The sequence below is a fragment of the Bradyrhizobium sp. WSM1417 genome, from assembly GCF_000515415.1.
GTDB lineage: Bacteria > Pseudomonadota > Alphaproteobacteria > Rhizobiales > Xanthobacteraceae > Bradyrhizobium.
This window is the reverse complement of sequence record NZ_KI911783.1, coordinates 724,375-735,835: the sequence shown is the minus strand read 5'-3', so window position 1 is coordinate 735,835 and position 11,461 is coordinate 724,375. Positions and strand designations below refer to the sequence as shown.

The following is an 11,461-nucleotide window of genomic DNA, read 5'->3' as shown; positions in this document are numbered from 1 at the left end:
GCAATGACGATGCGTGGGGCAGGCGGCTTGGCCTTACTGGCCGCCGTCCTCATACGACGAAATCTCGATCAGGCTGCCATCCGGGTCCCTGCAATAGACCGAGCGCAGGGTGCCGCGCGCGCCCTGCTTGAGAACCGGGCCTTGTTCGATCGCGACGCCCTGTGCCTTCAAATGCGCCACCACCTCGTCGGGGCTGGCGGAGGTGAGGAAGCACAGATCCTCGCTGCCGGCGGTCTGGTGGTCCGCGGTGAACCACTCCACCTTGTCGGCATCGCGCGGCCGGACGTTGATCTTCTGGTTACCGAATTGCAACGAAGTCCGCGGCGCTTTGCCGCCGCCGGGGTCGAACACCTTGACTTCCATGCCGAGAATCTTGCCGTACCACGCGGCGGTCACTGCGACGTCCGCGACGTTGATCACGAGATGATCGAGGGCTTCGACCTTGACCGCCATGCCTTATCCTTTCGTCGTGATGCGCCCCGTGCACTTTCCGCCTGCGGCAAGCTTTGTTACAACCGCGCCGACGCCATTTTCAAGCTATCTGGCTTCAAGAACAACACGTGGGAGAACCCTTGAGATGATCACTCGCCGTACCGCGCTGAGCCTGCTCGCCGCCAGTCCGCTTGCAGCCAGCCCGCTGTCGAAGGCGCTTGCCGCCGATTACCCGACCCACCCGGTGAAATGGGTGGTCGGTTATCCGCCGGGCGGGGCCACCGACATCCTGGCGCGGCTAATCGGCCAGCGGCTGTCGGAGAAGTTCGGCCAGCAATTCGTGATCGAAAACAAGCCGGGCGCCGGCAACAATATCGCCACCGAATCGGTCGTCAACGCCGAGCCCGACGGCTATACGCTGCAACTGGTCAATCCGGCCAACTACATCAACGCCTCGCTCTACACCAACCTGAAGTTCAACTTCGTGCGCGACATCGCGCCCGTCGCCTCGTTCCAGCGCGTGCCGAACGTGATGACCGTCAACAAGGACGTGCCGGCCAAGACCGTCGCCGAGTTCATCGAATATGTGAAGGCCAATCCCGGCAAGGTCAACATGGCATCCTCGGGCAACGGCACCTCGGTGCATCTGTCCGGCGAGATGTTCATGGCGCTGACGGGCTGCAAGATGCAGCACGTGCCTTACCGCGGCGCCGCGCCCGCGATCACCGACATGCTCGGGGGCCAGGTGCAGGTGATCTTCGACAACATGCCCTCGATCATCCAGCACATCCGGTCCGGGGCGCTCCGCGCCATCGGCGTCACCACGGCGGAGCGCTCGCCGCAGCTGCCCGACGTGCCGGCGATCGGCGAGACCGTGAAGGGCTACGAGGCGAGCGCGCTGTTCGGCATGGGGGCGCCGAAGAACACGCCCAAGGAGATCATCGCCAAGCTCAACAGCGAGATCAACACGCTGATAAAGGAGCCGGACATGGCTAAGCGCCTGGTCGAGCTCGGCGGCGAGCCGCGGGCGCAGACGCCCGAGGCGTTCGGCGAGGAGATCAAGGCCGAGACCGAAAAATGGAAGAAGGTCGTCGAGTTCGCCGGCCTGAAGGTCGAGTAGCGATCTCGTGATGTCCGTGATTGGAGCCCTGCCCGTTCGGCAGGGCTTTTTTCTTGCGTATCAAGGTTTCTTGCGTGTCAGCGCCCGTCGATCTGGAATAAAACGGCGTGGCGAAACCTGATGTTATAGGGCGCGTATCTCGCGCTATGAGGATAGGAGTTGGGACTATGCGCAAGACGCAATTGGCTCTGCTGGGCCTCGGCCCGACACTCCTTGCCGGCTTCGTCGCCGTCACGCCTGCAGCGGCGCGCGACTATCCCTGGTGTGCCCAGGGCGGTGAGTATGACTATCCGGGCGAATGCTCCTACAGCACCTATGAACAATGTCAGGCTAGCGTGTCCGGCCGACTGCTTTACTGCGATCGCAATCCCCGCTTTGCCTACAGCCAGGTTTCGCCGGCGCAACCGCGGCAGCCGCGGCGGCCGCGGCTTGTCGCGCCGTACTAGCGAGCTGCCTGATTTCAGCCCGGACAGAGCGCTTCGTATAGGCCCAACCGCTCCATCGGCCGGCGTTGCCGCTACCGCTTCGCCTCGGCCTGCTCCGTGCCGTTGCACGAGATCAGCATCGTATACGGCCGCGCGTTGCCGGCGATGTCGGTGGTCTTGATCTCGCCCTTCGGTTCGGCAGTCTGGTAGGGCACCACGGAGTTGTCGAGGAAGTCGCGCAGCGCGCCGGTCTTGATCGCGAAGTTGATGTTCTCGGGGATGTTGCCGGTCGCAGCGGCGACCCGTAATCCGTCCAGCTTTCCCGTAACGACGCCAACGATTTGCCCGGCGGTGTCGAACAGCGGGCCGCCGCTATTGCCGGGCTGCACCGGTGCACTGATTTGCAGGAAACGCGAATCGTTGCGCATGCCGCTGAGCGAGCTGACGATGCCGGTCGTCACGGTGAAGTCCGACGTCAGCAGCCCATGGAAGGGAAAGCCGATCGCGACGACGGAATCGCCGGAGCGAATCGAGCGGTCGCGGATCCGGGCGAACTCCTTGAACGTGGTCGTCGACGGCGCCTGCAGCAACGCGAGATCATTGTTGGCGTCGCTCGACACCACGCGCAAAACCATCCCGGCTTCGCCCGTGAGATTGCCCCTGATGTGGCCGACGCAGCCATTGATCACATGATTATTGGTGACGACATGTCCGCTGGCACTCACGACAAAGCCGGTACCGCTTTTGGCTTTGGCGGACTTGCTGGCCGGCGGTGATGCTTGCTTGTCGGGCGCCTGCGGCTTTGCCGCAATCTTCGTAAAGTCTCCGGCCTTGTCGAGCCCGTCGGCTTTCACCTTGGTGACGCAATTGGCCAGTGCCGCAATCACGGGCCCGGCCGAGGTCAGGTCGAAATTCAGGACGGTGCGGCCGCTCGTCGCCACCATCAAGCTCGCCTTCTGAAACGTTCGTACCACGTTGGCAGGCATGACGGAGCTGAGCATGTTGGTCTGGTTGGCTGTGGCGAACAATCTGGCCTGCTCCTGTCCGTCAAAGATGACGTCGATCGCGGCGTTCTCTCCCTGCTTGAAGCGGTAGCTGGGACTCGCAAAGCTCAATATCCACGAGCCCCCGGAATTCTGGCCGACCACGAGAATAACGCCGTTGGCATAAGGCGCCGTCGCGGCACAATGCGAGAAGGCTCCCGTTTCGTCATTGCTGAACGCGCCGCCGACCCAGTTGCCGATTTTGACGCTGCCGAATGGCCCGGCCGCGTGCGCAACGCTGCCGACGCTTAGCTGCAATAAAGACGCAACGATGAATGACTTAAGCCACATACTTTCCCCCCAGAGCGCATTCGTGCGCATCTTATCTGGGGGAGGAGGTGTCGCGCAACCGGCAGTTGTCCGGCGAGGGCGGGTGTCGTCGGGGCGACGTTCGGACTTGCCTTTACTTTGCGGTCCGATATACTTTGCAATACAAAGTAACGGGGCCGATAGTCCCGGCAAGCATGGGCGGAACGAGGTTTTGGCGTTGCCAATGCGCGATCTCGACAAGGCACTGGCCGACATCGTGGCGATCCGCAGCCAGATTGCGGCCGGCACGGCGTTCCGCGGCTACGGCCCGGCGACGATGGCTGCAACCGGCGCGGTCGCGCTTCTCACGGCAATCCTGCAATTCTCGCTGCTCGATGATCCCACCGGCGAGCCGCTCGGTTTCTTCTTCGGCTGGTTCATTGCCGCCGCGCTCTCCGGCCTGACGATCGGTATCGAGATGCGTGCACGTTCGCGCCGCCATCATTCGGGCCTCGCCGATGCCATGATCCACCAGGCCGTCGAGCAGTTCCTGCCTGCAGGCGTGGCCGGTGTGCTGCTTGCGGTGGTGATGTGGAAGTTCGCGGGCGAAACGCTGTGGCTGCTGCCGGGCCTGTGGCAGATCCTGGTGTCGCTCGGCATTTTCGCCTCCGTCCGCTCGCTGCCGCGCACCGTGGCGCTCGCCGGCGCCTGGTATTTCATGTCCGGTTTTGCGGTGGTGGTGCTCGCGAGCCAGACCCACACGCTGTCGCCATGGACCATGGGCCTGCCCTTCGTGATCGGGCAGTCGGTGATGGCTGGCATTCTGTATTTCGCATCCGGAGACCATGATGTCGAAGATTGACAGCGCACCCTTCTCTTATGAAGGATTGGACCGCGTGATCCACGAGAAGGCGAGGCTCGGACTTCTGACCTCGCTGATGGCGCATCCGAAGGGTCTGGCGTTCGCCGATCTCAAGCAGCTCTGCGGCCTCACCGACGGCAATCTCAGCCGGCATCTCGCCGTGCTTCAGGAAGCCGGCCTCGTCGAGGTGACCAAGGGCTATGAGGGCAATCGCCCGCACACCACCTGCCGCCTGACCAAGGCCGGTCGCCGCCGCTTCCTCGACTATCTCGCCGTGCTCGAGCGCCTGGTGCGCGACGCCGCCAAGGCCGCCGGCCGCGAGGCGGCGCCGCTCGGCCGTCTCGGTATCGTCTCGACCTGATCCTCCCCCCTTTTTTTGACCGGAGACTTTGCAATGCAAAGTGACCTTGTGTCCCGCAACGAGAAGCTTCACGTCGGTATCATCATGGATGGCAACGGCAGATGGGCGACGCGGCGCGGCCTGTCGCGCCTGCGCGGCCATGAGGCCGGCGTCGAGACGATCCGCCGCATCGTCGAAGCCGCGCCCAAGCAGGGCATCGGCACGCTGACGCTCTACGCCTTCTCCACCGACAATTGGCGAAGGCCGAAGGCCGAGGTCGCCGCGCTGATGACGCTTCTGAGATTCTACCTTGCCAACGAGGTGCAGAGTCTGGTCAAGAACGGCGTGCGCCTCAAAGTGATCGGCCGCCGCGACCGTCTGCCCGACGGCATTGCCAATGCGATTTCGCGTGCGGAAGACGCCACCGCGCACGGCAGCACGCTTCATCTACGCATTGCCGTCGACTATTCCGCGCGCGACGCCATCCTCAACGCGGCGGCGAAGGCGGCGGCGCTGACGACTCTCACACGCGAGGCGTTCTCGCAGCTCGTCACCGGAGAAGCCGGTTTGCGCGACGTCGATCTCATCATCCGCACCTCGGGTGAGAAGCGGCTGTCGGACTTCCTGCTCTGGGAAGGCGCCTATGCCGAGCTGCACTTCACCGAGCGGATGTGGCCCGAATTCGACGCGGGCGATCTCGCTGCGGCCCTGGTCTCCTTCCACGGCCGCGAGCGCCGCTTCGGCGGGCTCCAGGCGATCGTGCCGGAGGACGTGCCTTCACTCTCTCGCGTGTGACGCCCGGCACTGAGGCACGAAACTGTTCGCTTTCGGCCGCAAGATTGGCAGCCCCGTCCAAGCGCTAAGCGCGCGGTCTCGGCTAGGTCTGCATTCGATGCAACCTGCCGAAAGCCTCGCGCATGTCACAGTTATTGCTGGATATCGAGTCAGTCGAAGGAAGGACGGTCCGTATCAGGCCGGCCAGCGCGTCCGATGTCGAGAGCCTCTCAATCTATTTCACGAGCCTCTCCGCGACATCGCGCAACAAGCGCTTCATGGGCGCGCGGGCGGACATTGCCGTGGTCGCGGCCGAGTGCGTCGCCAGGACCAGCCATCCCGATCATTTCACCTTGCTCGCCGAGATCAGCCAGGAAGGGCAGGGCACGATCATCGGCGAAACCAGATACGCCTACAATGCGGCTGCACGGCATGGTGATTTCGCCATCTCCGTTGCCGATGTCTTTCAGCGCAAGGGCGTCGGCCTCCGGATGATGACAGCGATGGAGAGGCACGCGAGCGATCTGGGCCACGAGATGATCGCAGCCGAAACCGCGCGCGTGAACGCCGAGATGCGCGGCCTTGCGAAGAAAGCAGGGTTCGAGGACACCGGTCTCGGAGACTGGCAGTCGGTCCACCTCGCGAAGCGTCTACGGCGGTAGCCGGGCTTGCCGCGAATCCAAGCAAGCGCGACCCGAAAGTCGGCGGACGTGGGCAAGCTGGACCCGAGCGTCGAATTCTGGTGTCGTGGCACACCCTCAATCGCGTGTGTCCACATGACCTCCTTCAAGACCATTCGTGCGCGTGCCGAAAAACGCAAGGGCGGGCCCAAGGCGCTCGAAAAGCTGATGCCGGAAAAGCCCGACCTGAAGGGCCTCGCCAAACGCGGCGACGATCGCATCCTCGCAGAGATGACGAAGCGTGTGTTTTGCGCGGGCTTTGCCTGGAGCGTGATCGAGACGAAATGGGACGGATTTGAAGACGCCTTCCTGCGTTTCCAGCCCGCCAAGCTCACCTTCCAGCCGGAGGATTATTGGGAGGGCCTGCTGCGCGACGCGCGCATCGTGCGCAACGGTGCCAAGATCATGTCGGTGCGCGACAACGCGGCCTTCGTCCAGGAGATCGCAAGAGAGCACGGCAGCTTCGGCAGGTTTCTGGCGAAGTGGCCGCCGTCGGACCAGATCGGCCTGCTCGATCTCCTGAGCAAGCGTGGCAGCCGGTTGGGTGGCAACACCGGCCAGATGCTGCTGCGGTTCGTCGGCTGGGACGGCTTTGTGACGTCCAGGGACGTCGTGGCGTGCCTGCGCGATGCCGGTCTCGACATCGCCGAAGAGGTCAAGTCGAAGGGCGATCTGGCAAAAGTGCAGGCGCAATTCAACGCCTGGACCGAGGAGACCGGGCTGTCCTACACATATCTGTCACGCATCTGCGCGCTGTCGGTCGGCGAGAACAGAAGCGAGTAGCGAATTCGGCTCTTGTAATTCGGCTCTTGGAACGTCGAATCGTGTGCGCCCTGTGGCGATCTCGTGCCGCAAGCGCGGCAGACGCGACGCGCGATCACGAAATGCATTTCTCCGGAACATTTGTGCGTAGCACCTGTTCGGGAGATTGGGCCAGGCGAACATCGGCGCATGGAACGCTCGCTTTGGCTCAGCTCAATGAAACCGACGTGACAGAAACGGAGCAGCTCATGAAGCTCACATCCGAACAGGTGAAGCAGACCGTCAACCAGCTCGGCGCTCAGGTGCTGCCCGACGAGCATCCCGCCATGCCGCAGCTCAACAGCATGTTCGGCGAGCACACTTTCTTCGTCGATGAGACCGGGCTGAAGGTCGTCGAGCCCACGGCGCCCCCCGGCACCGAGCGCCAGAGCGGCGAAGTCGTCAGCCTCGCCGATTGGGGCGATTCCGAGCTGACACGCCTGATGGCGCACGAGCCCGAGCCGACCGGCGTGATCGTGGTGTTCGAGCACGTGAGGCATTGATCGGGCCCAGCGGATCGACCTTCGGCGGCGAGTCTGAAAACCCGCCACCGTAGATTCGCGTGGTGAGCGCGCTCTAGGTGGCTGTCTGCGTCCGCCGAAAGCCCGTCAGCTTGGTTCAGATGCCGAGAGTCAGCTGCGGCGGCTCCGCATCGTCCCCAGCCTGAAGGGAAGACAGCGAGACCCCGAGCAGCCTGACGCTCTTGGGCAGCGGCATCTCGACTTCGAGCAGGCCGCAAGCCAGCCGCTCAAGTTCGTCCCGGCCTGCAACCCGCGAAAGAGCGGACCTGCTGCGCGTGATGATCTCGAAGTCGGCAAACTTGATCTTCAAGGTGACGGTGCGGCCACGGCTGCCGGTCGCCTCGCAATGGCGCCACACCTTGTCGACGAGCGGCTTGAGCTCGGCGACCAGCGCCTCGAATTCGGTGAGATCGCTTGAGAAGGTGGTTTCCGCGCCGATGGACTTGCGGACCCGGTTGGCCCGGACCGGCCGTTCGTCGACACCGCGCGAGATCCAGTAGTAATAGGCGCCCGATTTGCCGAAATTCGCATTCATGAACTCCAGCGTCTGACGACGAATATCGAGACCGGTGAACATGCCGAGCGCGTTCATCTTCGCGCCCGTGGCCGGGCCTATCCCATGGAATTTTCCGACGGGAAGCGTCTCGACGAAGGCGGGCCCCATATCCGGTGAGATCACGAACTGACCGTTGGGCTTGCGATGATCGGAGGCGAGCTTGGCCAGAAATTTGTTGTAGGAGATGCCGGCCGAAGCGTTGAGGCCCGTCTCGGCCTTGATCCTCTCGCGGATCCTGAGTGCAATGTCGCGCGCCAGCGGGATGCCTTGCAGGTTTTCCGTCACGTCGAGATAGGCCTCGTCGAGCGACAACGGCTCGATGACCGGGGTATGCTCCGCGAAGATGTCGCGGATCTGCCTGGAGATTGCCTTGTAAACCTCGAAGCGCGGCTTGACGAAGACCAGATCGGGACATTGCCGCTTCGCCGTAACCGATGGCATGGCCGAGCGAACGCCGAACTCGCGGGCCTCATAGCTGGCGGCCGCGACGACGCCACGTTCCGCGGAGCCTCCGACCGCGACCGGCTTTCCGCGCAGCTCCGGATTGTCGCGCTGTTCCACGGACGCGTAGAAGGCATCCATGTCGATATGGATGATCTTGCGGACGGGCGAGGCCTCGCCGGCCACCGTGTCGGATTCGCTCATGGCAAGATGATACAATCGAGGGATTAGAAGCGCGAGGTGATGTGTGATTCACAGAGCAATCTCAGGCTTGTGAGTGGCAAGCATGGGCATGCGATCTAATATGAGCGTGCGGAGGACAGCCCATGCAATACAGCTCCGAACTCATTCGAACGATGCGTCAGGCCCTGGAGGCCGTGATGGCGAGCGTGCCGCCCGATCAGTCGGTCTTCGGCCTGAAAGCGGCCGTCGCCGAATGCATCCTGAAGGCCGCCGCACACGGCCAGACGTCATACGACGGACTGGTCACGTCGGCTTCCGACCAAGTCCAGGCGATCATCTCGATGCTGAATTGAGGGTGGGCTCGGTTGAGCCGGCGATGACTCCAGCCTGCATTGGAAGATCTGGCGCACCCGACACGATTCGAACGTGTGACCTTTGCCTTCGGAGGGCAAAGGTGGGGAAATTACCCCTGCTTACCCGAAATCTCTTGGAATTGATGACCTCCAGATATAGGCTGCAATCAGCCCAGTTTCGGGGCTACGGTCGTCGCTCCGAATTTCCCTCGTTTTCCGGCGCCTGCTTACCCGGTGCTTACCCGAAGACAAATTGCCAAAACTCACCAAACGCACGGTCGATGCCGCCGAAACCACTGGAGCCGACGTCTTTGTATGGGACGACGAGCTGCCTGGCTTTGGCGTGCGGGTGAAGAAGAGCGGCGCGAAGTCCTTCATCGTCCAGTACCGAAATGCGAACGGCCGGAGCCGCCGGCTGACGCTGGGCCGGTATGGCGTTCTGACGCCAGAGGAAGCTCGCAGGGACGCTAAGCTTGCCTTGGCGGACGTCGTGAGGGGCTCAGACCCCGTCGAGAGCAAAAAGCTCGCCCGCGGCGCCATGAGGATCGAGGAGCTCTGCCGGGAATACCTGGACAAGGCCGAACGCGGCCTGATCCTGACGCGCCGAGGCGAAACAAAGAGCCAGACGACCCTGTACAGCGACAAGGGGCGGATCGAGCGACACATCATCAAGCTGGTGGGCAAGAAGACCGTGAAGGGCTTCACCTCAACCGACGCCAAGGGTCTCCAGCGCGATATCATCGCCGGTAAGTCCGCCGCGGACGTGAAGACAAAAACCCGGGGCCGGGCGATCGTGAAGGGCGGGAAAGGTACCGCCGCCAGGACAATGGGTCTTCTCGGCGGCATATTCAGCTACGCGGTCGATGAAGGTTACCGGGCGGACAATCCGATCAATGGCATCAGGCGACCGAAGGATCAGACCCGGGAATGGCGCCTGGACGACGCCGGCTATCGTCGTCTTGGAAAGTGTCTCGCTGTGGCCGAGGCAAACGGCGAACACTGGCAGCGCGTTCTCGCAAGCCGGACGTCCGCGATGACTGGCTGCCGCCTGGACGAGATAGAAGGTCTTCTGAAGACCGAGGTCGATCCGGTCGGGATGGCTCTTCGTTTAGGAGACAGCAAGTCCGGGAAAAGCATCCGCCCGGTCGGCCCGGCTGTCGTTGCGGTCCTGAAATCAGCAATAGCAAAGTCCAAATCCAAATACGTCTTCCCTTCGGTGACGACCGACTTGAAGCATCACACCGGCCTCACCCGGTGGCTGAAGAAGGTCTCCACTAAGGAGGTGCCGGGTATCACTAGCCACGGCCTGCGACACTCGTTCAGCTCGACGGCCGAGGATCTCGGCTATTCGATCCCAACCATCAAGGCGCTGATCGGGCATTCTCGAGCAAGCGTTACCGAAGGTTATATTCACAAAATCGATTCGGCGCTCTTAGCGGCAGCCGATCGCATCGCCAGACACATTGATGATGTCATGTGGGGACGGAAATCACATAAGGTGGCCCCCCTTCGGCGGGCATAGCCAATCGGCGCGGCCAGGAACTGATGCCAGATAAATCAAAGCTCCCAACTTTGCCTCAAGGCACATGCGGCCCAGACGATTTTGGCGGGTCCCTTGAAGCTGCACCTGAAGATCCAAGAACGATCGCTGCACGAGGGGATCTGGAACGATGGCAAGCCTTAGCATCGTCTCCGTGGGCGAGGCCCGAGACTATTCTGGATGCGGTTGCGCGAGCCGAGGAAGAGCGAACGATTTGGCTTCTGAAAGCCATTGATATGATGGCCTTTGGTACTGGCGAGCCCTCTCAGGACGCAGTGGAGGCCGCCGCGCGGCGCTTGCAGGCGTGCAGGGCGCTATGCATGGCCGCGGCAGATGGCACCTTTCCCCTTGTGGGGGTGCTTGGCGAAAACTCGGAGAGGGTTGAAACTATAGCGCCGGCCTATTTCGACGCAGAATATAGAATTGGGCGAGGCAGTAACGTGCTCGAATTGGATGCCTCCAGTGTTCCGTTACAGGATGATGTGAGGTTCGACCGCCTGCATCTCGCCAGATGGTTCGATGTTCGCATTGGAGAAAGGGAAGCTTTTCTAGCCTGGCTCTCAGGCAAGAAAGGACAGGCTATAAGTCCAGGCTTCGCCGAACTGTCCTCGCAAACGCCGGTCGTGACTGATGGAAGGGGGGCGGTCACGCGGGCAATTCAGCAGGCCTTTAAGTCGGAGTTTCCCGATGGGCTGCCCGCCGGCACCAGTTCACAGACTAGAAACGACAAGATCCAGCGCGCCATAGAACCAATTCTCGGACGCCCCGTCCATAAGCGAACCATCCAACGGGCACTTAAAGAGTTAAAGGACGGCGGCGACTAGCCGTCGCGAGCTGTCGCCAGTTGCCGCGAACCACCACGTGAAAGCCGCCCCAGCTTACGTCCATATTCCTCGCATTGGACCATGAACCAGCGAGGAGAAATATGATGGACGAGCGCCCGCTACGGCGGACTGAGGCCGCAGAATACATCACCGAAAAATTCGGCATTCCCTGTTCGCCGAAGACTTTGGCAAAGCTGGCTTGCGTCAGCTCCGTGGGGCCTCCCTTCAGGAAGGCTGGACGGTTTCCGCTCTACTCACGGCAGGGTCTCGATAATTGGGCATTGGCAAAGTTTGGGCCAGAGGTCCGCAGCACATCC

The 11,461-nt window shown here is 62.3% G+C and carries 14 protein-coding genes; 11 read left to right on the top strand and 3 right to left on the bottom strand.

The window, feature by feature from the left end; all coding sequences use genetic code 11:
- Window positions 1-33: 33 nt before the first annotated feature.
- Window positions 34-453 (bottom strand): VOC family protein, encoded by a 420-nt coding sequence (locus BRA1417_RS0103585; RefSeq protein ID WP_027514643.1) that lies wholly within the window; start codon window positions 451-453, stop codon window positions 34-36.
- A gap of 124 nt (window positions 454-577) precedes the next feature.
- Here BRA1417_RS0103585 and BRA1417_RS0103580 point away from each other — a divergent pair, with 124 nt between their 5' ends.
- Both BRA1417_RS0103580 and BRA1417_RS0103575 read left to right on the top strand, forming a co-directional pair.
- Window positions 578-1,552, top strand: coding sequence for a tripartite tricarboxylate transporter substrate binding protein (locus tag BRA1417_RS0103580; protein ID WP_027514642.1), 975 nt, complete (start codon window positions 578-580; stop codon window positions 1,550-1,552).
- Window positions 1,553-1,719: 167 nt separating this feature from the next.
- Window positions 1,720-1,998, top strand: coding sequence for a DUF3551 domain-containing protein (locus BRA1417_RS0103575; RefSeq protein WP_027514641.1), 279 nt, complete (start codon window positions 1,720-1,722; stop codon window positions 1,996-1,998).
- Between the two features lie 71 nt (window positions 1,999-2,069).
- Here the strand turns inward: BRA1417_RS0103575 and BRA1417_RS0103570 are convergent, their stop codons facing one another.
- Window positions 2,070-3,311 (bottom strand): S1C family serine protease, encoded by a 1,242-nt coding sequence (locus BRA1417_RS0103570; RefSeq protein ID WP_027514640.1) that lies wholly within the window; start codon window positions 3,309-3,311, stop codon window positions 2,070-2,072.
- Window positions 3,312-3,513: 202 nt separating this feature from the next.
- On the opposite strand from BRA1417_RS0103570, the gene BRA1417_RS0103565 reads away from it, so the two are divergent.
- The 6 genes from BRA1417_RS0103565 (at window position 3,514) to BRA1417_RS0103540 (ending at window position 7,229) form a co-directional block, all read left to right on the top strand.
- Window positions 3,514-4,131, top strand: a complete 618-nt coding sequence (locus BRA1417_RS0103565; RefSeq protein ID WP_027514639.1) for a hypothetical protein — start codon at window positions 3,514-3,516, stop codon at window positions 4,129-4,131.
- Window positions 4,118-4,492 carry a transcriptional regulator gene (locus BRA1417_RS0103560; protein WP_007616058.1) on the top strand — a complete coding sequence of 125 codons (375 nt, stop codon included), beginning with the start codon at window positions 4,118-4,120 and terminating at the stop codon, window positions 4,490-4,492. The genes BRA1417_RS0103565 and BRA1417_RS0103560 overlap by 14 nt, the downstream gene beginning before the upstream one ends.
- Window positions 4,493-4,525: 33 nt before the next feature.
- Window positions 4,526-5,266, top strand: coding sequence for a di-trans,poly-cis-decaprenylcistransferase (locus BRA1417_RS0103555; RefSeq protein WP_027514638.1), 741 nt, complete (start codon window positions 4,526-4,528; stop codon window positions 5,264-5,266).
- A gap of 122 nt (window positions 5,267-5,388) precedes the next feature.
- Window positions 5,389-5,907, top strand: a complete 519-nt coding sequence (locus BRA1417_RS0103550; RefSeq protein ID WP_027514637.1) for a GNAT family N-acetyltransferase — start codon at window positions 5,389-5,391, stop codon at window positions 5,905-5,907.
- 114 nt (window positions 5,908-6,021) lie between these two features.
- Window positions 6,022-6,708, top strand: coding sequence for a DNA-3-methyladenine glycosylase I (locus BRA1417_RS0103545; RefSeq protein WP_027514636.1), 687 nt, complete (start codon window positions 6,022-6,024; stop codon window positions 6,706-6,708).
- Between the two features lie 227 nt (window positions 6,709-6,935).
- Window positions 6,936-7,229 (top strand): hypothetical protein, encoded by a 294-nt coding sequence (locus BRA1417_RS0103540; protein WP_007598221.1) that lies wholly within the window; start codon window positions 6,936-6,938, stop codon window positions 7,227-7,229.
- A 115-nt stretch (window positions 7,230-7,344) separates the two neighbouring features.
- Here BRA1417_RS0103540 and dinB read toward each other — a convergent pair whose 3' ends face one another.
- Complete coding sequence (gene dinB, locus BRA1417_RS0103535; protein ID WP_027514635.1) at window positions 7,345-8,448, bottom strand: DNA polymerase IV; 1,104 nt, start codon at window positions 8,446-8,448, stop codon at window positions 7,345-7,347.
- 122 nt (window positions 8,449-8,570) lie between these two features.
- On the opposite strand from dinB, the gene BRA1417_RS0103530 reads away from it, so the two are divergent.
- The 3 genes from BRA1417_RS0103530 (at window position 8,571) to BRA1417_RS0103520 (ending at window position 11,144) form a co-directional block, all read left to right on the top strand.
- A complete protein-coding gene (locus tag BRA1417_RS0103530) occupies window positions 8,571-8,780 on the top strand; it encodes a hypothetical protein (RefSeq protein ID WP_007598219.1) in 210 nt (69 codons plus the stop codon).
- Between the two features lie 253 nt (window positions 8,781-9,033).
- Entirely contained in the window at window positions 9,034-10,302 is a 1,269-nt protein-coding gene (locus BRA1417_RS0103525; RefSeq protein WP_027514634.1) for an integrase arm-type DNA-binding domain-containing protein, read from the top strand.
- A 338-nt stretch (window positions 10,303-10,640) separates the two neighbouring features.
- Window positions 10,641-11,144, top strand: coding sequence for a hypothetical protein (locus tag BRA1417_RS0103520; RefSeq protein ID WP_156948574.1), 504 nt, complete (start codon window positions 10,641-10,643; stop codon window positions 11,142-11,144).
- The last annotated feature ends 317 nt before the right edge of the window (window positions 11,145-11,461 follow it).